Genomic DNA, 21,725 nt, shown 5'->3' with positions numbered 1-21,725 from the left:
GGGTTCATATCAACCGCAAAAGGCGGCGGCTGTGGACATTGTTTTTTCTTTCAAAAAACTGTCACGGCACACTTGTGCAGCCGGAATCCATTTGCTAGATGCTGCCTCGCCGAAGCAATTCGGCCTACCACGATGCGGTCGTGGCGGAATTGGTAGACGCGCAGCGTTGAGGTCGCTGTGGGGCAACCCGTGGAAGTTCGAGTCTTCTCGACCGCACCAAATCAACCCGGCTTCGGCCGGGTTTTTTGTTTTCTGGCAATGAGTTACCTGATGCGGCGTCCCGCAAGCGGAATCATTGCGGGACACCCGACCGGCTCGCCTATTTGCGACAGAGACGACGCGAAATCAGGCGTTGCGAGAGCCTTCGACAGCCAGTGACTGGATCACCAGACGGCAGTTCTCATTGCCCTGCGGAAGCAGTGTCATAGGGTCGACAAGGCCGGCGCTGACGCCAATCGCATTGGCCGCAGCCCAGCCCCAGTTTTCCTGCGCATAGCGCAACAGTTCCGGTGCCTCGACGGAAATGCAGGCCTTGCCCGCCTCCACGAGTTCCTGCGAAGGCACGCCCTGCAGGCGTTGCGACAACTCAGCCTGAAGCGGTGTGACGACAAAGATGGCGAATAGATAGCTGATGAATTCCGACAACGAAGATCTCCTGATTTCGACAGGGAGATAGGTATGCTGGCGATGTTGGCCAAGTCCATAAAACCAATATGCCGGCGCAGTAAGCACGCTGCCCGCGACGGCGACGGCGACAGCGACAGCGACAGCGACAGACGCGAAAAGCCTACATCTCTCACCAGCGCATCTCTGCACAACCAAAAATTTACAGACTCGTGAACAAATCGCGGGCGGTTCAAGGATTAGACTGCAACTCATATTGGAAGAGCGATTATGCCATCGGCACGGAAATGCATATTTTGCGGTAAGCTGTTTACTGGCCAGGAAACCAATTTCGAACACGTCATCCCACAATGGCTTGTAGATGAAGCAGATCTACAAAACCGCACAGCACCCGTATCCATGGGCGGCCGAACGTTTGATGCTCCTTTGAAGAAAATCGGGAGCAAGGTCTGCAAGAAGTGCAACGAGGAGCGCTCCAAACTGGAGTCAATGGCGAAGGCCGTTTATGTAAAAATTCGTGACGACGTTGCTCTGACCCAGCAAGACGGAATCACCCTGCTGGACTGGCTGGACAAGGTCCGCGTGGGCATGTGGCTTTGGGCAAACGGCGCCTCTCCTGCAAACCGCAGGCTGACCCCTAAATTCCATATCAATGATCGCATGGCCTATGCGGACCGGATCGCGCTGATAGCAAAATTTCCCGCGGACAAGGTAGGCAAAGGAATTCTCTTCTACGGATTCGACAAATCGTTCATGTGGGGACCGAGCGTCATGGGGATGCTGACAAACAACATCGCCTTCTTCAGTCTTTCGTCAGAATTCTTGCTCCTGCGGCATCTTCGAAACGTCACCATAAGACGAACTCTGCTGGACAATGACCATCAGCAAGTCTCTCTCGATCTGACATCAATTCCGCAAGAAAAACTTCACCTCCCCGGGAGTTCATTCGCGATCGGTCAGTGCGTAATGGACCAGAACCTTTTCGATGAAATGTCGGTTCCACTGAGCACGATCGGTACCAAAAACAGGCGGGGTCACAGCAAGGTACTGAGGTTGAACCAGTCCCTTGCCGAGACTAGCGACGTATTGGGTATCGTCCCTACTACCGAGCGCAATTCGCACGCGACGCTGACCCTGCTCGAACTCAGTGCAGCCAAAGTTAGCGAACTTCTTATGCGGGACTATCTCAAGATGGATTTTTCAAAGGTGTTGAACCCCAGACATCGCCATACAGCGCTGGGTAATGCCCGTGTTTTCCATTTTGCTAAGACTCAGGAAATTCGTGAGTTGACCATGAAGTACCAGTCACTAACGGGCATCCGTTTGCTAAAACAGGTTTGAATCATATTAACTGCCTTGTCAGCGGCTCCCATCGTCAAGGTGGCCGCCAACAAGCTTCGGAACGATCGGCACTTGCCACTATTTTCGAACGAATTGTGCGACCGGAATATCTAAGAGTGCTGCCATGTCCGATTCTCATCCGCAAAATCCGATCAAGGGCATGGCCATCATGGCGGCCTGCATGGTCGTCCTGCCGATGATGGATGCGATCGCCAAATACATGGCGACTTTCGAGACCATGTCGCCGGGCCAGGTGACCTTCTACCGGTTCTTTTTCCAGTTTCTGGCGCTGCTGCCGATCGCGTTTTTTGTGCCCGGCGCGATCCGTGGCGGCAAGCGACCCTGGATGAACCTTCTGCGCGGCGCGCTGCATGCCGCAGCCAGCCTGATGTTCTTCATGGCGGTCAAATACATGCCGCTGGCGGACGTTTTCGCCATCTATTTCGTCGAGCCCTTCATGCTGACGATGATGTCGGCGCTGTTTCTCGGCGAGAAGGTCGGCTGGCGAAGGTGGCTCGCCATTGCCATAGGCTTTGGCGGCGCGATGATCGTCATTCAGCCAAGTTACGAGATCTTTGGCTGGACGGCTCTACTGCCCGTCCTCTGCGCCTTTCTCTACACGCTCTACCTTTTTCTCAATCGCGCGATCGGCGATGCCGACTCACCGCTGACCATGCAGTTCGTCGCCGGCGTCGGCGGAACATTGTTCATGACTGTTGGGCTGCTGGCGGGCCATTTCATCTATCCCGTAGAGTTCGAAGCGTCCCTACCCTCATCCGGCCTTGGGCTCGTTCTGCTAATCATCCTCGGCAGCCTGTCCGGTTATGTTCACCTTCTGGTGGTCCGGGCCTTCCGCATGGCGCCGCTGTCGCTTCTGGCACCGTTCCAGTATTTTGAGATCATTTCGGCGACTGTGCTTGGATACCTGCTGTTTGCCGACTTTCCGACGGCGTCGAAATGGCTCGGCATCGCCATCATCGTCGCCTCCGGCCTGTTCATCATCTGGCGCGAGCGTGTCAGGGTGAGACAGATTTCGGCCGAACCGCCGCTTGGCTAGTTTTCGTTAACTGCCCTTATTGTCGGCCTCTCAACTTCTCCAACTTAAGAGCAATATCCAGTTTCATGATGAAACGGAGAAAGAGATGAGCGGCATACGCTTTTCTTTTCCGGCATGTGTCATCGCCGGAAAGGGCCGCATTGACAGGCATGACCTGTTGATTCTGCGAAAATACGCCTTCACGAACGGAATCCGTGGTTACGACGACGCGCTCCTGCTTCTCGCCTTGAACGACATGTGTCCGGTTCATTGCGAGGAATGGCCGAGCTATTTCGTCGAACAACTGGCGGCATTCATCGTCGACACAGCACCACCTCGCGGACGCCTGGACGCCGCGAAAGCCGCATGGCTGATCCGTGCATTGGCGCTTGAGGGCCGGATCGATCATCCGTTGCAGCTCGAAACGCTTCTTCACGCGATCGAACGTGCAGAAAGCTGTCCGGATATCCTGTCGGCCTTCGCGCTCGACCAGTTGCGACACAAGCTTCTGGCTCCCCCGGAGTTATCCTATGGCGTACCGGCACCTCGTCATGCGGGGATCACTGCCGATGACATGGCCTATGTCTGGCGGCTCTTGCGGTGCCGGGTCGATGGCGGTCGCCTCTTCATTTCGGCGCTGGAAGCATCCAGCCTCGCGATGATCGACGACGTCATAAGGCATCGGGACAACCATCCCGGCTGGCAGGAAGTGATGAACTATGTGGCAGGCGAAGAGCGCCATATAGAGAGCCTTCGCTCCCATCCCTGGCTTCTGACCGATGACGACATCGCGACCTGGAACGAACGCGTGGCTTGAAGCTGATTTTTCCTTGGCAACGGTTGACATGCGCCAGGCAAAACAGTCCAAGGGCGCATGCAAACGTCGAACCCTACGCTCCCCTTCGGCTACTCTCCCGTCCCTGCGGGAAAGCTTGCCAACATGGTCACCTGCCTCGAAATGTTCGAGCGCCCGGCCGCCCGGCCTTTGCCGCCGGAAACCGGTCTGCGGGTCGAACGTTGGGCAGAACCTTCGGTCAGTGACTATCGCGACCTGTATCGTCGTGTCGGCGAGGATTGGCTGTGGGTATCGCGTATCGTCATGCCGGATGCGGAACTGCAAGCGATCATCACCGATCCGCTGATCGAGATCCATGTCCTGACCGACGGAAAACGTCGACTGGGACTTCTGGAGCTCGATTTCCGCGAAGAGGGCGAATGCGAGATCGCCTTCTTCGGCGTCGTGCCGGAAGCGATAGGCAACGGCGCAGGCCGCATCATGATGAATGCCGCGATCGACAACGCATGGTCGCGGCCAATCAGCCGTTTCTGGGTCCATACCTGCAATTTCGATCATCCGGCGGCGCTGGCCTTCTATCAGCGCTCCGGCTTCACGCCTTATGCCTTCATGGTCGAAATCTGCGACGATCCACGGCTCGATGGCCGCATGTCGCGCGATCTTGCCCCTCACGTTCCGATCATCGAACCTCGCTGATCAAAGCGTGATCGACACCTGTTGTTTTTGCGGCAAGCCACGTCCGGTTCCGGCTTGAGCCGGATCGCTTCAGCGTGCAAAAGTCCGCGCAGATTCTAATTCAGTAACAAGACTTTTAAATTTCAAACCAAGGGAGTGACACGATGGATGTCCGCGCCGCTGTAGCCGTTCAGGCAGGTAAACCGCTGGAAGTGATGACGGTTCAGCTCGACGGCCCGAAGGCCGGCGAAGTGCTGGTCGAGATCAAGGCCACCGGGATCTGCCACACCGACGATTTCACCCTCTCGGGCGCAGACCCGGAAGGCCTGTTTCCCGCTATTCTCGGCCATGAAGGCGCCGGTATCGTCGTCGATGTCGGCCCCGGCGTCACCTCGCTGAAGAAGGGCGATCACGTCATTCCGCTCTACACGCCGGAATGCCGCGAGTGCTATTCCTGCACCAGCCGCAAGACCAACCTCTGCACCTCGATCCGCTCGACCCAGGGCCAGGGCGTGATGCCGGACGGCACCTCGCGCTTCTCGATCGGCAAGGACAAGATCCACCACTATATGGGCTGCTCGACCTTCGCGAACTTCACCGTTCTGCCGGAGATCGCGCTTGCCAAGATCAATCCTGACGCGCCGTTCGACAAGGTCTGCTATATCGGCTGCGGCGTGACCACCGGTATCGGCGCCGTCATCAACACCGCCAAGGTCGAGATCGGTTCCACCGCGATCGTCTTCGGCCTCGGCGGCATCGGCCTCAACGTGCTGCAGGGCCTGCGTCTTGCCGGTGCCGACATGATCATCGGCGTCGACATCAACCCGGACCGCAAGGAATGGGGCGAAAAATTCGGCATGACCCACTTCGTCAACCCGAAGGAAGTCGGCGAGGATATCGTTCCTTATCTGGTCAACATGACCAAGCGTCATGGTGACCTGATCGGCGGTGCCGACTACACGTTCGACTGCACCGGCAACACCAAGGTCATGCGCCAGGCGCTGGAATCGTCGCATCGCGGCTGGGGCAAGTCGGTCATCATCGGCGTTGCCGGTGCCGGCCAGGAAATCTCCACCCGTCCGTTCCAGCTGGTCACCGGCCGCAACTGGATGGGCACGGCCTTCGGCGGCGCCCGCGGTCGCACCGACGTGCCGAAGATCGTCGACTGGTACATGGAAGGCAAGATCCAGATCGACCCGATGATCACCCATACCATGCCGCTTGAAGACATCAACAAGGGCTTCGACCTGATGCACAAGGGTGAATCGATCCGTGGCGTGGTGGTCTATTGATCGCCTTGTCCAAATATACGGTTGATGTGCGGAGGCTCGACGAGTTCTCCGCACTCGATCTCTACGCCATGCTGAAAATGCGCGTCGACGTCTTCGTCGTCGAGCAGACATGCCCCTATCCCGAGCTTGACGGCAACGATCCCGACTGCCTGCACCTGCGGCTGATCGATGGCGAAGACCTGCTCGCCTGCGCCCGTCTGTGGCGACCGACAACAGATCACCTGCCCCGTATCGGCCGCGTGGCCGTATCGCCGAACCACCGCGGAAAAGGTCTCGGTGACGCGCTGATGCGCGAGGCGATCATCGAATGCGAAAAGGCCTATCCCGGCGAGGCGATCGAGATTTCCGCCCAGGCGCATCTGCAGAAATTCTACGCTTCGTTCGGCTTTGAACGGACATCCGAGGAATATCTGGAAGACGGCATTCCGCATGTGGATATGATACGGCCATTGCGATAGTTTGGCCCTTTCAAAAGTTGATTGGGTATCGCTTTGGAAGCTGAGAAGAATTGGAAGCTCAAGCTAAGATACGGGAAACTGCAAACGCCTTTCCAGCATTTCACGATGATGGCGGAAGGCGAAATAGTCGAGACTAATGCGGACTTCGATATCCAAGTTGGTACGCCAGCATTTTTCAGAATGAATGTATGGGCGCTGGACGCAGAGCAAGCGGTCGACATGATCATCACAATCGGTCGACATATCGGATTCGAGACGACAGGTCGGGTATACACATATTCGACGGAGGCCAAAGAGCCCCCGAATGAAAATCCAAGAGCGTATGACTTGAATTTCACGCCGTTTGAAAAGGACTAGGTCAAAGCTCTGAGACTAGCTCGCAATCCTATGACGCAGAACTACTGTCGATATTGCCAGGATTGATTACGTCCATATACCTCATAGTCGATCTGCAGTGCTTGCTTTTCCTTTGCCCCGATCTATCATCCATGACGGGAAGAAGAGAGAGGAAGCAACCATGTACAAATTCGAAGTCTACAAGGATAAGGCAGGCGAGTTTCGTTTCCGTTTCAAGGCCTCCAACGGCCAGAGCATGTTTTCCTCAGAAGGTTATGCAGCCAAGGCCTCTGCCATAGCCGCAATCGAATCCATCAAGAAAAACGCGCCCGGCGCAACCGTCGACGACCAGACGACAGCGGTGGCGTGATCTGCTAAGTCGCTTCTTTGTTGAATCTGTCTACGAGGAAGCGAATAGCCTTGATCTATGTCGATGCCGATGCCTGCCCGGTGAAGCCGGAAATTCTGAAGGTCGCAGAGCGCCACGGCCTTGAGGTGACGTTTGTCGCCAATTCCGGCCTGCGCCCGTCCCGTGATCCGATGGTCAAGAACGTCATCGTTTCGGGAGCCTTCGATGCCGCCGATGACTGGATCGCCGAACGCGCCACGACTGGCGACATCGTGGTGACCGCAGACGTGCCGCTTGCGGGGCGGTGCGTTGCCGCAGGTGCATTGGTGACCGGCCCGACCGGACGCCTGTTCGACAAGAGCAATATCGGCATGGCGACCGCGATGCGCGACCTCGGCGCTCATCTGCGCGAGACGGGTGAAAGCAAAGGATACAATGCCGCCTTCTCGCCGCGGGATCGCTCGGCATTTCTGGAAACCCTCGACAGGCTCTGCCGCAGGGCAAAATCGGCCGGCTGAACGATACGGGTGAATTGGGGATGGCAAGAAGCGAGGGCGGCAAAGTCAAACGGCATTGGCGCCACCGCCGCCATGGCCCCTTCTTTGCGGCGGCAATTACTGCAATCATTGCCCTGCCCGTCCTGATCTTGCTGCTGCCTGAACTCGCGGCAGCCCTGACCGCGATCGTCTTCTTCGTGGTCTATCTGACCCTGATCGGCTTGCGAATCCGCCATCTCGATGCAGACCGGCTGCAGGCAAGCGGCCAGAATACCGATGAACCCGCGCCGATCATCCTTGCCGTTACCCTGCTCGCAGCCGTCGTGGCACTCGTCACGCTCTTCGAAGCCTTGAACCAGAAACAACCGTTGGGACTGGTGGACGTGGCAGTCGGCTTTGCAGCGGTCATTCTTGGATGGTTCTCCATCCATACGATGTTCTCGCTGCACTACGCTCATCTCTACTGGCGACCGGGTGACAAGCAAGACGGAAAATCGGTCGGCGGACTGGATTTCCCTCAGACGGATCGTCCGGGTGCCTGGGATTTCCTTTATTTCGGTTACGTCATCGGCATGACTGCACAGACCTCCGATGTGGCGATCACGGCGACCGACATGCGCAAAATCAACCTGCTTCATGCCGTCGTATCTTTCTTTTTCAACACGATACTGGTAGCCGCAGCAGTCAATGCCGTCGTCTCGCTGGCGACCTGAAGACGCCGGCCCCGCAAGCCCGAAAGGACCATTTCCATGAAGATCATTTCGCAAAACACCGCCTTTGGCGGCATGCAGGGCGTTTTCAGCCATGAATCGGATGCTTGCAAATGCGAGATGACCTTTGCGGTCTTCGTGCCGCCGCAGGCCATAGAAGAGCCGCGCCCGGTGCTCTGGTATCTTTCGGGCCTGACCTGCACCCATGCCAATGTCATGGAAAAGGGCGAGTATCGCCGTCTTGCAGCGGAACTCGGCCTGATCATCGTATGCCCGGATGTCAGCCCGCGCGGCAATGACGTGCCCGACGAACTGACCAATTGGCAAATGGGCAAGGGCGCGGGCTTCTATCTCGATGCAACCGAAAAGCCCTGGGCTGAAAACTACCAGATGTACACCTACATCACGCAGGAACTACCGAAACTCATCAGCGAGCAGTTCCGCGTCGACATGGCAAGGCAGGGTATCTTCGGCCATTCGATGGGCGGCCACGGCGCTATGACCATCGCGCTGAAAAGTCCGGATCGCTTCAAGAGCTGCTCAGCCTTCGCGCCAATCGTCGAGCCGTCGACAGCAGACTGGTCGGCACCGGCTTATGAAAAATATCTCGGCGCAGACAAGGCCCAGTGGCGCCAGTATGATGCCTGCGCGCTGGTCGCCGATGGCGCACGCTTCCCCGAATTCCTGATCGACCAGGGCAAGGCGGACGGCTTTCTGGAAAACGGCCTGCGGCCATGGCTGTTCGAGGAAGCAGTGAAGGGCACCGATATCGCCCTGACGCTCAGGATGCACGAGCGTTACGACCATTCCTACTACTTCATCTCGACCTTTATGGACGATCACCTGCGCTGGCATGCCGAGCGGCTTGGCTGATTTCTCCAAGAATTGCGAAGATGAAGGAAGCCGGCAACTTCGCCGGCTTCAATGTTTTCGGGGTCAAATCTTCTTGCGGTTATCGACCGAAAACGCGCCAGCGCCTGCGAAGAACAGGTAGATGAAGATGAACGAGAACAGGATGGCTGCCTCGCCATTGTTCAGCGCAGGCCAGAAGCCTCTGGACGCATGCGCCATGAAATAGGCGACAGCCATCTGTCCGGAAAGAATGAATGCGACCGGACGAGTGAGGAAGCCGACGGTGATGAGGATGCCGCCGATAAATTCCAGGAGTGCCGCAGTCAGCATCAGCGGTGACAGATGATCACCGCCCTGAGCTGCCGGGAAGGAAAAGAGTTTCATGGTCCCGTGCTCAAGGAACAGTAAACCAGTCATGATTCTTAGGGCAGCGAGACCTTGCTCTCTATAGACTGCCAAACGATCGAAAAGCGCCATCGGATATCTCCCCGGATGAATAAAGCGGCACAGCGTTAGTTCACGGCCATTTTTGCCAGAAATCAATTTTCCGACACCATCCTTAGAAGTTGCAAATCCGATTTAAGCAAGCGGTTATGGAGTGCCGCCACTCGCAAGGGATGTAAGCAGTCCGGCACGATGCGGCCGCCCGAGCTGGAATTCCGAGGCGATTCTAGTGGCAATCTTTTCCGCGAGAGGACTGTCGGCTGGCTCCTTGCCGAAGCTCATGACCGATGTCTCGAATTCGCCCTCGGCAACCGGTTCACCCGATCCGACCGAGATGACCTTGACCGTAACTCTTGCGGAATAACGCTGGCCAAAAAGAAAAGGTGATCGACGCGTATCGGACAACCTCACCGTCAGAATGGTCCGCGGCAGCATCATCGAACGCGATGTGGCGCGGATCGCGGAATCAACCAGAATATCGGTGCCAGTGATCAGATCGCGGGGAACATCCGGCTGGGCCGTCACGAAAGCGCCTCGCACGTCATAGAGCATGCGCTCCGCCTGCTCTTCTGCCGCCGGCATGCGAAAGCCGGCCAGCATCAGCACGGCAAGCGGAATAGCGATGATACGGACAGATTTCAGGAACATGCTGGCATCCGGAATGACGAGCCCGCATGTTCCCCGTTTAGGGTTAGTGAAGCCTTAAACCGAAGGCTTCAGAGCCTCAAAAACCGCCACGGCAGCCTGAAATTCCGCGTGGCGCTTTTCGCGACGGTTCTGCGCTTCCGCATCCTCGCCCCAATGCTCGGCCGTCCAGTCCTCTTCGAGATGGGCAAGCTTCCAGATATCCTCGGCCGCAAGGTGGCCCTCGGCAAAGGCAAGCGCCAGAATGGCGGAGCCGGTCAGCGTTGTTACCGTATGGAGAACCGCGAGCTCGATCGGTGCGTCGTATTTTCTCAATACAGCGGAAAACGCCGCAGTTGCATCACGCGGCTGCTCCCTGGGCATCACGCCTTCGATCAGTTCGAAACACGCGCCGTGCTGGTTTGCCGCCCAGTCGAGGACCGGATCCCATTGTTGCTGCTGGCGAAGAACGAGGTTCTCCGGGCTTTCGGCCCGGTAGCAGAGCATGTCGCTGGACGAGAAGCGGAGAATATCCTCGAACACGGCCTGGGCCTCGACGGCGACACCATCGATGGCGGTATTGATCAGGCGCGTCACCGGCATGGTCCGCGGATCGATGACCTCCACCTGGTTCGCCCATTCGTCACGCAGCAATTCCGCAAGCAGGGACGTCGGCACGGCGAGTGCGGCCTTGGCCGGCGTCTTCACCGGGCGACCATCGAGATGCACGGCATGCCCGCCCTCGCCTTCGACGATCGAGACCTCGGTGTAGAAACGCTTCGGCAGCGGCTTCTGCATCTGGATCTGCGCCCGCCGTGTCGGGTCCGGATGGCTCATCGCTTCTGAAGGATCGGGGAAAAGTTCGCGCATGTCTTGTTCCTCAGCCGATATGGGCCAGTATCTCGCTCGGGTGGCTGACGATCACGTCGGCACCGGCCTCCTTGAGTTCCGTGACGGAAGCGTAACCCCAAGAAACACCGATCGCGGTCACACCGGCAGCCTTTGCCATCTGCATATCGTAGATGGCATCGCCAATCACAAGCGTGTCGGCCGGCCGCATGCCGGTCTCGTCGCAGCATTCCGTCACCATCGCCGGATGCGGTTTGGACGGGCAATCGTCGGCCGTGCGCGATGCGACGAACTTGAAGCCGTGCGTCTCCCTGACAGAATCCAGCCCCCGGCGAGATTTGCCGGTGACGGCACCGAGAATGATTTCGTCACGACCCTGAAGCGTATTCATCAGTTCGAGAATGCCGGGAAACAGCGGCTCGCGGTAATCCATATCGCTGCGAACGACGGAAAACAGCGACTTGTAATAGGCCATCATGTCGATGTCCTCCTGATCCGCATGCTGCTTGCCCTGCATTCGCGCAATCGCGATATCGAGCGTCAGCCCGATGATCGATTTCGTATCCTCGAAAGATGGCTCGGGCTTGCCGAAATGCAGGAACGTACGGCGCATGGTTTCATGGATCAGGCCAGCGCTATCGATCAGCGTGCCGTCGCAATCAAACAGAACCAGTTTCATTCGTCGTCGTCCCTTGCGCCATTTTCCATGTCGAAGCCGAGCAGGTTCCAGCTCTGAACCATATGCGGCGGCAGCGGCGCGGTAACCTTCAGGCGACCGCCATTCGGATGTGGAATGTCGATATGGCGTGCGTGCAGATGCAGCTTCTTCTGGATGCCACCCGGGAAAGGCCAGTTGACATCGTCGTCGTAATATTTCGGATCGCCGATGATCGGATGGCCCATGGAAAGCGCGTGGACGCGCAACTGGTGGGTACGGCCTGTATAGGGCTCCATCTCCAGCCATGCGAGCGATTGCGCCGCGGTTTCAAGCACGCGGTAATAGGAGATGGCGTGATCGGCGCCCTCCTCGCCGTGCTTGGCGATCCGCATCTTGTCACCATCCGGTGTCTGGATCTTCACCAGCCAGGACGACAGCTTGTCCTCGCGCTTGCGCGGCACGCCCTTCACCAGTGACCAGTAGGTCTTCTTGGTATCGCGCTCGCGAAATGCTGCGGTCAGTTTCTGGGCGGCACCGCGGGTACGGGCAATCACCAGGACGCCGGACGTATCGCGGTCGAGACGATGCACAAGACGTGGCTTCTCACCCTTGGGGCTGATCCAGGATTCAAGCATCTGGTCGATATGGCGCGTCACGCCGGAACCACCCTGCACGGCAAGGCCAGCCGGCTTGTTGAGGACAATCACCTTGTCGTCTTCATGCAGAACCATACGCTGCAGCAGCTCGTAATCGCCGGCGTGCTTCAGGTCCTTGGAGGCGATAGGGCCCTTCTTGGAATCCGTATCCATGGGCGGCACGCGGACCGTCTGGCCGGGCTCGACGCGCGTGTCGGTCTTGACGCGACCACCATCGACGCGCACCTGACCGGAGCGCAGCAATTTCTGCAACGGGCCGAAACCTAGACCCGGATAGTGAATCTTGAACCAACGGTCGAGGCGCATGCCTGCCTCGTCCGCCTCGACGCGGATATGCTCGATGCCTGCCATCAACGCTCTTTCTTATATCTTCTTGAGGGCCGCTCTTTAGAGCATTGCCCGCCCGAGCGCCAGCCCGGCAAAGACGGCGGCGAACGAAACCACGAGGCTGCCGATCACATAAGCGGCGGCAGCAGTGATCGCGCCGCGCTCGAAAAGGACCATCGTATCGAGAGAAAAGGACGACCAGGTGGTAAAGCCGCCGATAATTCCGGTGACGATGAACACGCGCAATTCCATCGAAGCGTCGAAACGGCGCGCGATCATTTCCACTGACAAGCCGATGATGAAGGATCCGACCACGTTTACAGTAAGGGTTCCCCAGGGAAAGCCTGGCCCGAACCAGCGGACAGAAAACACACCCACCAGATAACGAAGAACTGAACCGATTGCCCCGCCCAATGCGGCCAATAGAATATTCGTCATGACTTCAACCCTTGACTGCGTGACTAAAAGCCCACATCGTTAAAAAGCAGTGGTTCGGCTTAAGCATCGAAGAACACCCCTTCTCGTAAGGGTGGAAGATCGAAGGTGAGGCAAATGACCCAGATCGTGACCATTTCTGCAAATACGGCGGCTTTGAATATCGAAGCGCTCCGCACGCCACGCCGCGTTTCCGTGAAGGACCAGGTGGCCGATGTCAAGGCTGACGCTGATCGGAACGCCAAGGCTCTGGAGAATGTCAGCGATCCGGAAGCCATTGATAACATGATCCCCGCGATAAAAGTCGGCATCGACGTCCTGACCACCGGCAAACAGCCGCAGCAGCAATATTCCCTGCAGCAGGTCGAAGCGGCCTATCGCGACCTCGAGGACTGAGTATTTTGAACTGAACGGCTAGTCTGCTGCACGCGCGCTGAACTCCCGCTTCGACATTCCAATGCCTCCTTCAGACAGACAAGATCGCCGAATAGCGAACCCGGTGCGGGTCTCCGCCGGAGCAGGTTGTCATTGAACCAGATCAATCCATACAGATCATGCGACAGAAATCGTGCTGGTTTCGACATGCGGCCCTTGCCAAAAGGTATGCCGCAACGATAATGAGCGCGACCCGTAGGGAGAAGCCGCTTGAATGCGGTGCCGAAGGAGCAACCGCCCCGGAAACTCTCAGGCAAAAGGACCACGGGTAGACTGCAGGAACTCTGGAGAGTAGCAGCCGATTTTCGGAGGCTCGCCGAAGGGATAACAATCTCAGGCGAAAGGGACAGAGGGGGCTCGAAACCGACATGGGCAAACCCGTGTCCTAATCTGAGCCGGCGTGCGACCTGTTTTCAGGCGTGCCCAAACCTGGAGACGTCTTTTGGACGATCAAGCAGCTCTTCGCACTACTCCGCTCCACGCATTGCACATCTCGCTCGGCGCAAAAATGGTGCCGTTCGCCGGTTATGACATGCCGGTGCAATATCCGCTCGGCGTGATGAAGGAACACCTTCATACCCGCGCGGAGGCCGGTCTGTTCGACGTGTCTCATATGGGCCAGGTGATCGTGAAGGCGAAATCCGGCGAATATGCCGACGCGGCGCTGGCGCTCGAAAAGCTCGTCCCGGTCGACATTCTGGGCCTCAAGGAAGGCCGCCAGCGTTACGGCTTCTTCACAGATGCAAATGGTGGCATCCTCGACGACCTGATGATCACCAATCGCGGTGACCATCTTCTTGTTGTCGTCAACGCCGCCTGCAAGGATCAGGACGTCGCCCATATGAAGGCGAACCTCGCCGACTGCGACGTCACACTTCTGGAAGACCGTGCACTGATCGCCCTTCAGGGTCCCCGAGCGCAGGCGGTTCTGGCGGAACTCTGGGCAGGCGTATCGGCCATGAAGTTCATGGACGTGCGCGAAGTGCCGCTTCACGACGTGCCCTGCATTATCTCCCGCTCCGGTTATTCCGGCGAGGATGGCTTTGAGATTTCCGTACCCGAAGCCCATGCCGTCGAAGTCGCCAAGGCTCTGCTCGAACACCCGGACTGCGAAGCCATCGGCCTCGGCGCGCGCGACAGTCTTCGTCTCGAAGCCGGCCTGTGCCTTTATGGAAACGATATCGACACCACCACCTCCCCGATCGAAGCCTCGCTCGAATGGGCGTTGCAAAAGGCCCGCAAGGCCGGCGGCGACCGCGAAGGCGGTTTTCCGGGCGCAGAACGCATCCTCGGCGAACTGGCCAATGGCACGACCCGCCGCCGCGTTGGCCTGAAGCCCGAAGGCAAGGCACCGGTTCGCTCGCATGCAAAACTCTACGCCGATGCGGAAGGCAGGACCGAGCTCGGCGAAGTCACATCCGGCACATTCGGCCCGAGCGTCGAAGGCCCGGTTGCCATGGGTTACCTGCCGATTAGCCACACCGATGCTGGCACACAGGTCTATGCGGAAGTCCGCGGCAAATACTTGCCCATGACCGTCACCGCCCTTCCCTTCATCACCCCCACCTATAAACGCTAAGAAATCCTCCGGAGAGAACTAAAATGTTGAAATTCACCGCTGAACACGAATGGCTGAAGCTTGAGGGCGATGTCGCCACTGTTGGCATCACCCAGCACGCCGCCGACCAGCTTGGCGACCTCGTTTTTGTCGAGCTTCCGGAAGTCGGCGCAGAACTCGTCAAGGACGGCAATGCCGCCACCGTCGAGAGCGTCAAGGCTGCGTCTGACGTCTACTCCCCGCTCGATGGCGAAGTCACCGAAGTCAACCAGGCGATCGTCGACGACCCGTCGCTCGTTAATTCCGATCCGCAGGGCGCCGCCTGGTTCTTCAAGCTGAAGCTGAAGAACGTTTCCGACGTCGATGGCCTGATGGACGAAGCCGCCTACAAGGACCTGATCGGATGACCGAGAATACCGATTTCCACTTCACCGACTATAATCCGTATGACTTCGCCAATCGGCGTCATATCGGCCCCTCGCCGGCTGAAATGACCGAAATGCTGAAGGTCATCGGTTATAAGTCGCTCGACGCGCTGATCGATGCCACCGTGCCCTCCTCGATCCGCCAGCAGGCCCCGCTTACCTGGGGTGCGGCGCTCTCGGAGCGCGAGGCGCTCGACAAGCTGCGCGAGACCGCCAACAAGAACCAGGTCCTGACTTCGCTGATCGGTCAGGGCTATTACGGCACCATCACCCCGCCGGTCATCCAGCGCAACATTCTGGAAAATCCGGCCTGGTACACGGCCTATACGCCTTACCAGCCGGAAATCAGCCAAGGCCGTCTCGAGGCGCTGCTGAACTTCCAGACGATGATCGCCGACCTGACCGGTCTCGACGTCGCCAACGCCTCGCTGCTCGATGAAGCGACCGCTGCTGCCGAAGCCATGGCGCTCTGCCAGCGCCAGGCAAAGACCAAGGCGAGCGCTTTCTTCGTCGATAAGGCCTGCCACCCGCAGACCATCGCGCTGATCGAAACCCGCGCCGCCCCGCTCGGCTGGAGCGTCATCATCGGCGATCCGATGACCGATCTCGACCCGGTCGACGTTTTTGGTGCGATCTTCCAGTATCCGGGCACCAATGGCGAAGTTCGTGACTTCACCGGCCTGATCTCCCGCCTGCACCAGACCGGTGCGCTTGCTGCAGTCGCCGCCGACCTTCTGGCCCTGACGCTTTTGAAGTCTCCCGGTGAGATGGGCGCCGATATCGCCATCGGTTCCTCGCAACGCTTCGGCGTTCCGGTCGGCTACGGCGGTCCGCACGCAGCCTACATGGCCGTCAAGGATGCCCACAAGCGCGCCATGCCCGGCCGTCTTGTCGGCGTTTCGGTCGATGCCCGCGGCAACCGCGCCTATCGCCTGTCGCTGCAGACCCGCGAACAGCATATCCGCCGCGAAAAGGCGACGTCGAACATCTGCACCGCGCAGGTTCTGCTCGCCGTCATGGCCTCGATGTACGGCGTCTTCCACGGCCCGCAGGGCCTGAAGGCAATTGCCCAGCAGGTTCACAAGAAGGCCGTGCTGATGGCAAAGGGCCTGGAAAAGCTCGGCTACAAAATCGAGCCGGAAACCTTCTTCGACACGATCACGGTCGAGGTCGGCCACATGCAGGGCCTGATCCTGCGGGCAGCCGTTGCCGAAGGCGTCAACCTGCGCAAGGTCGGCGAGACCAAGATCGGCATGTCGCTCGATGAGCGTACCCGTCCGGTCACGCTCGAAGCCGTCTGGCGTGCATTCGGCGGCAATTTCAAGGTCTCCGACTTCGAGGTCGAATACCGCCTGCCGACCGCGCTGCTCAGAAAATCGGATTACATGACCCATCCGATCTTCCACATGAACCGCGCCGAAAGCGAGATGACCCGCTACATCCGCCGACTGTCGGACCGCGACCTCGCGCTCGACCGTGCGATGATCCCGCTCGGCTCCTGCACGATGAAACTCAATGCGACAGCGGAAATGCTGCCGATCACCTGGCCGGAATTTTCGGATATCCATCCGTTCGTTCCTGTCGACCAGGCGCTCGGCTACAAGGAAATGATCGACGACCTGTCGGAAAAGCTTTGCCAGGTTACCGGTTACGACGCCTTCTCCATGCAGCCGAATTCGGGCGCGCAGGGCGAATATGCGGGCCTGCTCACCATCCGCAATTACCACATTGCCAATGGCGACACGCATCGCAACGTCTGCCTGATCCCGACATCCGCGCACGGCACTAACCCCGCCTCGGCACAGATGGTCGGCATGAAGGTCGTAGTCGTCAAGGTTCGTGACAATGGCGATATCGATCTCGACGATTTCCGCGCCAAGGCCGAAGAACATGCCGCAAATCTTTCGGCTTGCATGATCACATACCCGTCCACGCATGGCGTGTTCGAGGAAACGGTCAAGGAAATCTGCGACATCACCCACAAGCACGGCGGCCAGGTCTATCTCGACGGCGCCAACATGAACGCCATGGTCGGCCTTGCCCGCCCCGGCGACATCGGCTCCGACGTGTCGCACTTGAACCTGCACAAGACCTTCTGCATCCCGCATGGCGGCGGTGGTCCCGGCATGGGGCCGATCGGCGTCAAGGCGCATCTGGCAGCTTATCTGCCCGGTCACCCGCAATCGGATGGTCGTGAAGGTGCGGTTTCGGCTGCTCCGTTCGGCTCGCCGTCGATCCTGCCTATCTCCTGGTCCTACTGCCTGATGATGGGCGGCGAAGGCCTGATGCAGGCAACCAAGGTTGCGATCCTCAACGCCAACTATATCGCAGCCCGCCTCAAGGGTGCCTATGACGTGCTCTACAAGTCGGAAACCGGCCGCGTGGCGCATGAATGCATCATCGACACCCGCCCGCTCAACGCCTCTGCCGGCGTGACGGTGGACGACGTGGCCAAGCGCCTGATCGACTGCGGTTTCCACGCACCGACCATGAGCTGGCCGGTTGCCGGCACACTGATGATCGAGCCGACAGAGTCGGAAACCAAGGCCGAACTCGACCGCTTCTGCGAAGCGATGCTGGCGATCCGCGAGGAAGCCCGCGACATAGAGGAAGGCCGTTCAGACAAGCTCAACAACCCGCTGAAGAACGCTCCGCATACGGTGGAAGACCTCGTCGGCGAGTGGGATCGTCCCTATTCCCGCGAACAGGCCTGCTTCCCGCCCGGCTCGTTCCGAGTCGACAAATACTGGTCCTCGGTCAACCGTATCGACAACGTCTATGGTGACCGCAACCTCGTATGCTCCTGCCCTCCGCTGGAGGATTATGCAGAAGCTGCCGAGTAATCGACCCGGTACAAAACGATTGGAAAAGGCGGCCTCTGGCCGCCTTTTCTGTATCAAAATGAACCATTTGCGCCGTCGTGCATTATAGGCCTAAGGCCGGATGCATTGAGGATGATCAGATGTATCCGATGGGTGCCATGTCCTAAAGGCACTCTCCTGCTTCCGAACCAGCAGCAAAACATGCTCTTTCGGAAACTCCAGCATGGTTGTGAGGACAGAAATGTTTAGGGATAAGGTTTCGTCTAGCATCGTACTCGGATCGGATGATCTCGAGCTTTTGCAGCGGTTTCTGGAAGCCTGGTGCGAGGAAAACGATGTCTCGCCGGAAAGCCAGGAAGCGCAGGCGATCGCCTCGGGCCTGATGAACTGGTACCAGTTCGAACTCGGTGACCGCAACAACCTGAAATCCGGCCCTTCGACGCCGCTTCCCGAGTCAGAGGAACTAGAAACTCTGCTGCGGAAACTGAAGGCGGCCTGAAGACTTCACCGTCAGGCCTGCCTCACCCGCGGCGTTCTCCATCCCACCAGCATGTTGACGAGCGATGTGATCCGCGCCTGCATCCATTTCACGGCAGCCGCCAGCGTGCCGCCCCGCCGCACCTCCCGATCGAACAGGTAGCTGAGCAGCATGATCGCGATACTGATCAGAACCACCTGGAATACGGCAGATTGCAGAGTATCCGGCTCACCGGGCCAGCCGTAGAGGATCATGTTGCCGAAGGCGAAGGTGAAGAGACTGGTGCGCCCAAAGAAGACCGGTTTCTCCAGCCGCTGCTTCACCTCCGGCGAAAGGCGCTGGGTGAGAAGCACCGCAAGGCTCGTCATGGCAATGGCACCGCAGAGGCCGGCGGCGAAATAGAGCGGATCGCTATCCATCCGCAGCGACATGTCGCCGAGTTCCGCCAGGGACTTTTCATCATAGAACAGGACCCCGAGAGCGATCACCAAAGCCGAGCCGGCCAGCAGGTAGGACGCCCGTGTAACGACTCCAATGGGTGGCTTCTCTGATTGAACGGTCCTGTCTCCCGCAATCAGCCGACCGAATGCCATTCCTGCGATGATCAGGCTTGTCCCATGCAGAATCGACGGACCGCCAAGCTTGGCATCGCCGACACCGAAGAGGAAGGTCACCACCCGCTCGGCATACATGCTCAGATGGAAATCGAGCGGGCTAGGAAGCCCGCGAATGACCGGATGGGCGGCATGAACGATAAGCGCCATGACCACAAGCGGCAGCAAGCCGACCCTGCAGCGCAGCCACAACAGGAATGGCGCCAGGAATAGGACGACGGCATAGAATTTGAGGATATCGGTGAAGGGAGTGACACCGATCAGCATCATGGTCGCCAACGAAAATTTCAGCGAATAGCCATCGGCAAACAGGTAGAGAACGAAGACCGAGACGCAGTAGAGAAGCCAGCACTGTATCGCGCGGGAAAACAGCCGGACAGCGACCCGCTCCTGCTCACCGGCAACGAATCTCGGACGATAGACGATCTCGAGCATCGTGCCGAACAACAGGATGAATGTCGGGGTGGCGAGCGCCATCAATGCCCGCAGGAAATCCGCCGAAGCACCGCTCCAGAACGTGTCCATATTGGTGACGACCCAGACATGGCTGAGCATGGCGAAAAAGATAGCGACCGACCGGGTCAGATCTATTCCGATAATTCTCGGAATTGCTGCTTTACCCGCCATGAACAGCTCCTTCAGCCGGCATCGGAAATATTGCAGTGCAATACCGACATAGGCTCATGCGTTTTTAGGGCAATCCCTAAATCTGACACTTCTCCCGATTTCCGATCGAACCATGTGGTCGATCGGATCGGCATGAGCTGGATGTTTTGGCCAGGAATGCGGCCATTATGGGGACCTCTCCTCATCGGGAACAAGTGACCATGAGACGGATGTCCCTGATCGACACAGGAAACGGGGTAAACGATGACGGGACTTAACCCTGTCCCTTCACCCTTCATTCGCGCCTGTCCTTCATAACGATGGCGAACGATGAGAAGGTAGGGCAATGACGATTTCGGCAGCAATGAGCATTTCCGTCACCGGCATGCAGACGCAATCACAGCGCCTGAATACGGCTGCGAATAATATCGCCAATGCCTCAACGCCCGGATACGACGTCGATCAGGCAGGGGAAATGATCGATGTGATGACAGCCGAACAAGGTTATGCCGCCAACGCTGCCGTCTTCGAAACCGGTGCGGACATGTGGGATCTGCTGCTGACGATCAAGCGGGACTAACGCTGCGAGAGATTTCGACCTGATCGCACGCGATCAAAATCGCGTCAGCCGGTCGGTCTGGGCGGTTGAGTTGGGCGGCGAACTCGAAGAAGAGAGGGTTCCTTATCCCAAGACCCAGAGCATCCCGCCTTGTTTCATCTCTTCAAAGCCATCCTTTGCTTCTATGTAGTTGCCCGTTTCATCTATCCGCTGCCCTGGCCGAACTGGCTGAAGGGCTTTCTCGCCGTCATCCTGATGGTGGTGTTCCAGCACAGCCTGATCAGCCTTCTCGTCTTCGGTACGATGTTCTCGCCGGAAGTGCCGAGGTTAGCGATGATCATGGCGAACTGGCTGTCAGGCTTCATACTGCTGACTGCCGTCTGCCAGCTCGCAATCGACATCGTTGCATCGGTGATCGCGGCCTTGAAACGCCGGCGCATCTCGATCGCACCGAAACTGCGCTACAGCGTCGGCATCGTCACCATGTCGCTGGCGGCCTTTGCCGTTTCCCAGGCAATCCGCGTTCCGCCGGTGAAGGAAGTCGAGATCAGGATCCGCAATCTCCCGGCGGAATTCGACGGCTACCGGATGATCCAGCTCACCGATCTGCATATCAGCCGCCTGTTCCAAGCGCCCTGGGTCGAAGAGACGGTTGCAAAGGCCAATGCCCAGAATGCCGACCTGATCGTCATCACCGGCGACCTGATCGACGGCGACCTGCAAGCTCGCATGCGGGACGTTGCGCCGCTGGCAAAGCTGAAAGCCACCGATGGCGTCTACACCATCCCGGGCAATCACGAATATTACTTCGGCCATGACGGCTGGATGGCGAAATACCAGGAGCTTGGCCTCAAGACGATTTCCAACGGCCATGTTCTGTTGTCGCGCGGAGATGCGAGGCTGACGCTGGCAGGCGTCAACGATGTCAACGCGACCCGTTTCGGCCTCGAAGGGCCGGATGTCGCGAAGGCATTGGCCGGCGCGCCGCCGGAAGCCCCCATCATCCTCCTGGACCACCAGCCGCGCAATGCACGGGTATCAGCACAAGCCGGTGCCGATCTGCAGCTTTCCGGCCATACACATGGCGGCATGATCCTTGGTATGGACCGGTTGGTCGCACGCTTCAACAACGGCTTTGTGTCCGGCCGTTACGACGTCGGCGACATGCAGCTTTACGTCAACAACGGCACGGCTTTGTGGATCGGTTTTGCGCTGCGGCTTGGCGTGCCATCGGAGCTGACCGTCATCACGCTTCGGCCCGCCTGAAAC

Annotated in this window: 26 protein-coding genes, 1 tRNA gene and 1 riboswitch; of the genes, 19 read left to right on the top strand and 8 right to left on the bottom strand. The window is 58.4% G+C overall.

Annotated elements, in window-relative coordinates; all coding sequences use genetic code 11:
• The first annotated feature begins 134 nt into the window (after nt 1-134).
• Nucleotides 135-219, top strand: a tRNA-Leu gene (locus GGE33_RS05975).
• A gap of 126 nt (nt 220-345) precedes the next feature.
• Here the strand turns inward: GGE33_RS05975 and GGE33_RS05970 are convergent.
• Entirely contained in the window at nt 346-645 is a 300-nt protein-coding gene (locus GGE33_RS05970) for a hypothetical protein (protein WP_148144838.1), read from the bottom strand.
• 249 nt (nt 646-894) lie between these two features.
• Between GGE33_RS05970 and GGE33_RS05965 the strand changes: the two genes are divergently transcribed.
• The 11 genes from GGE33_RS05965 to fghA all read left to right on the top strand — a co-directional run bounded on the left by GGE33_RS05965 (nt 895) and on the right by fghA (nt 8,987).
• Nucleotides 895-1,965: a hypothetical protein gene (locus GGE33_RS05965; RefSeq protein ID WP_183821577.1), complete on the top strand. Its 1,071-nt coding sequence runs from the start codon at nt 895-897 to the stop codon at nt 1,963-1,965.
• 124 nt (nt 1,966-2,089) lie between these two features.
• Nucleotides 2,090-3,022: a DMT family transporter gene (locus GGE33_RS05960; RefSeq protein ID WP_183821576.1), complete on the top strand. Its 933-nt coding sequence runs from the start codon at nt 2,090-2,092 to the stop codon at nt 3,020-3,022.
• Between the two features lie 85 nt (nt 3,023-3,107).
• Nucleotides 3,108-3,818, top strand: a complete 711-nt coding sequence (locus tag GGE33_RS05955) for a hypothetical protein (protein ID WP_183821575.1) — start codon at nt 3,108-3,110, stop codon at nt 3,816-3,818.
• A 57-nt stretch (nt 3,819-3,875) separates the two neighbouring features.
• A complete protein-coding gene (locus GGE33_RS05950) occupies nt 3,876-4,493 on the top strand; it encodes a GNAT family N-acetyltransferase (RefSeq protein WP_183821574.1) in 618 nt (205 codons plus the stop codon).
• A 143-nt stretch (nt 4,494-4,636) separates the two neighbouring features.
• The gene (locus tag GGE33_RS05945; RefSeq protein ID WP_148144843.1) at nt 4,637-5,764 is read left to right on the top strand and encodes an S-(hydroxymethyl)glutathione dehydrogenase/class III alcohol dehydrogenase; all 1,128 of its coding nucleotides are present in this window, start codon (nt 4,637-4,639) and stop codon (nt 5,762-5,764) included.
• Entirely contained in the window at nt 5,764-6,222 is a 459-nt protein-coding gene (locus GGE33_RS05940; protein WP_183822404.1) for a GNAT family N-acetyltransferase, read from the top strand. Before GGE33_RS05945 ends, GGE33_RS05940 begins: the two co-directional genes overlap by 1 nt.
• A gap of 21 nt (nt 6,223-6,243) precedes the next feature.
• Nucleotides 6,244-6,579, top strand: coding sequence for a hypothetical protein (locus tag GGE33_RS05935; protein WP_206825835.1), 336 nt, complete (start codon nt 6,244-6,246; stop codon nt 6,577-6,579).
• Nucleotides 6,580-6,739: 160 nt separating this feature from the next.
• Nucleotides 6,740-6,928: a YegP family protein gene (locus GGE33_RS05930; RefSeq protein WP_183821573.1), complete on the top strand. Its 189-nt coding sequence runs from the start codon at nt 6,740-6,742 to the stop codon at nt 6,926-6,928.
• Between the two features lie 50 nt (nt 6,929-6,978).
• A complete protein-coding gene (locus tag GGE33_RS05925) occupies nt 6,979-7,425 on the top strand; it encodes a YaiI/YqxD family protein (RefSeq protein WP_183821572.1) in 447 nt (148 codons plus the stop codon).
• 20 nt (nt 7,426-7,445) lie between these two features.
• Nucleotides 7,446-8,117, top strand: a complete 672-nt coding sequence (locus GGE33_RS05920; RefSeq protein ID WP_183821571.1) for a DUF1345 domain-containing protein — start codon at nt 7,446-7,448, stop codon at nt 8,115-8,117.
• A gap of 36 nt (nt 8,118-8,153) precedes the next feature.
• Complete coding sequence (fghA, locus tag GGE33_RS05915) at nt 8,154-8,987, top strand: S-formylglutathione hydrolase (protein ID WP_183821570.1); 834 nt, start codon at nt 8,154-8,156, stop codon at nt 8,985-8,987.
• A 63-nt stretch (nt 8,988-9,050) separates the two neighbouring features.
• On the opposite strand, the gene GGE33_RS05910 is transcribed toward fghA, so the two are convergent.
• The 6 genes from GGE33_RS05910 to crcB form a co-directional block, all read right to left on the bottom strand.
• Nucleotides 9,051-9,443 carry a DoxX family protein gene (locus GGE33_RS05910; RefSeq protein ID WP_183821569.1) on the bottom strand — a complete coding sequence of 131 codons (393 nt, stop codon included), beginning with the start codon at nt 9,441-9,443 and terminating at the stop codon, nt 9,051-9,053.
• Between the two features lie 114 nt (nt 9,444-9,557).
• Nucleotides 9,558-10,058, bottom strand: a complete 501-nt coding sequence (locus GGE33_RS05905) for a hypothetical protein (RefSeq protein ID WP_183821568.1) — start codon at nt 10,056-10,058, stop codon at nt 9,558-9,560.
• Nucleotides 10,059-10,112: 54 nt separating this feature from the next.
• On the bottom strand, nt 10,113-10,904 hold the full coding sequence (locus GGE33_RS05900; RefSeq protein WP_183821567.1) for an ATP12 family chaperone protein: 792 nt from the start codon (nt 10,902-10,904) through the stop codon (nt 10,113-10,115).
• A gap of 10 nt (nt 10,905-10,914) precedes the next feature.
• Entirely contained in the window at nt 10,915-11,562 is a 648-nt protein-coding gene (locus tag GGE33_RS05895) for an HAD-IA family hydrolase (RefSeq protein ID WP_183821566.1), read from the bottom strand.
• Entirely contained in the window at nt 11,559-12,548 is a 990-nt protein-coding gene (locus GGE33_RS05890; protein ID WP_183821565.1) for an RluA family pseudouridine synthase, read from the bottom strand. Before GGE33_RS05890 ends, GGE33_RS05895 begins: the two co-directional genes overlap by 4 nt.
• 36 nt (nt 12,549-12,584) lie before the next feature.
• A complete protein-coding gene (gene crcB / locus GGE33_RS05885) occupies nt 12,585-12,962 on the bottom strand; it encodes a fluoride efflux transporter CrcB (protein ID WP_183821564.1) in 378 nt (125 codons plus the stop codon).
• 114 nt (nt 12,963-13,076) lie between these two features.
• Here crcB and GGE33_RS05880 point away from each other — a divergent pair, with 114 nt between their 5' ends.
• The 5 genes from GGE33_RS05880 to GGE33_RS05860 all read left to right on the top strand — a co-directional run bounded on the left by GGE33_RS05880 (nt 13,077) and on the right by GGE33_RS05860 (nt 18,698).
• Nucleotides 13,077-13,355 (top strand): hypothetical protein, encoded by a 279-nt coding sequence (locus tag GGE33_RS05880; RefSeq protein ID WP_148144856.1) that lies wholly within the window; start codon nt 13,077-13,079, stop codon nt 13,353-13,355.
• A 225-nt stretch (nt 13,356-13,580) separates the two neighbouring features.
• Nucleotides 13,581-13,669, top strand: a riboswitch (glycine riboswitch).
• A gap of 167 nt (nt 13,670-13,836) precedes the next feature.
• Entirely contained in the window at nt 13,837-14,973 is a 1,137-nt protein-coding gene (gene gcvT / locus GGE33_RS05875) for a glycine cleavage system aminomethyltransferase GcvT (RefSeq protein WP_148144857.1), read from the top strand.
• A gap of 23 nt (nt 14,974-14,996) precedes the next feature.
• On the top strand, nt 14,997-15,359 hold the full coding sequence (gene gcvH, locus GGE33_RS05870; protein ID WP_148144858.1) for a glycine cleavage system protein GcvH: 363 nt from the start codon (nt 14,997-14,999) through the stop codon (nt 15,357-15,359).
• On the top strand, nt 15,356-18,220 hold the full coding sequence (gcvP, locus tag GGE33_RS05865) for an aminomethyl-transferring glycine dehydrogenase (protein ID WP_148144859.1): 2,865 nt from the start codon (nt 15,356-15,358) through the stop codon (nt 18,218-18,220). Before gcvH ends, gcvP begins: the two co-directional genes overlap by 4 nt.
• A 202-nt stretch (nt 18,221-18,422) precedes the next feature.
• Entirely contained in the window at nt 18,423-18,698 is a 276-nt protein-coding gene (locus GGE33_RS05860; RefSeq protein WP_183821563.1) for a hypothetical protein, read from the top strand.
• A gap of 11 nt (nt 18,699-18,709) precedes the next feature.
• Here GGE33_RS05860 and GGE33_RS05855 read toward each other — a convergent pair whose 3' ends face one another.
• The gene (locus tag GGE33_RS05855; RefSeq protein ID WP_183821562.1) at nt 18,710-19,918 is read right to left on the bottom strand and encodes a DUF418 domain-containing protein; all 1,209 of its coding nucleotides are present in this window, start codon (nt 19,916-19,918) and stop codon (nt 18,710-18,712) included.
• Between the two features lie 325 nt (nt 19,919-20,243).
• Between GGE33_RS05855 and GGE33_RS05850 the strand changes: the two genes are divergently transcribed.
• Complete coding sequence (locus GGE33_RS05850; protein ID WP_183821561.1) at nt 20,244-20,477, top strand: flagellar basal body protein; 234 nt, start codon at nt 20,244-20,246, stop codon at nt 20,475-20,477.
• Between the two features lie 129 nt (nt 20,478-20,606).
• Nucleotides 20,607-21,722 carry a metallophosphoesterase gene (locus GGE33_RS05845; RefSeq protein ID WP_183821560.1) on the top strand — a complete coding sequence of 372 codons (1,116 nt, stop codon included), beginning with the start codon at nt 20,607-20,609 and terminating at the stop codon, nt 21,720-21,722.
• Nucleotides 21,723-21,725 lie beyond the last annotated feature (3 nt).

This window comes from Aliirhizobium cellulosilyticum (assembly GCF_014198105.1).
GTDB lineage: Bacteria > Pseudomonadota > Alphaproteobacteria > Rhizobiales > Rhizobiaceae > Neorhizobium > Neorhizobium cellulosilyticum.
This window is presented reverse-complemented; position numbering and strand designations above follow the sequence as displayed.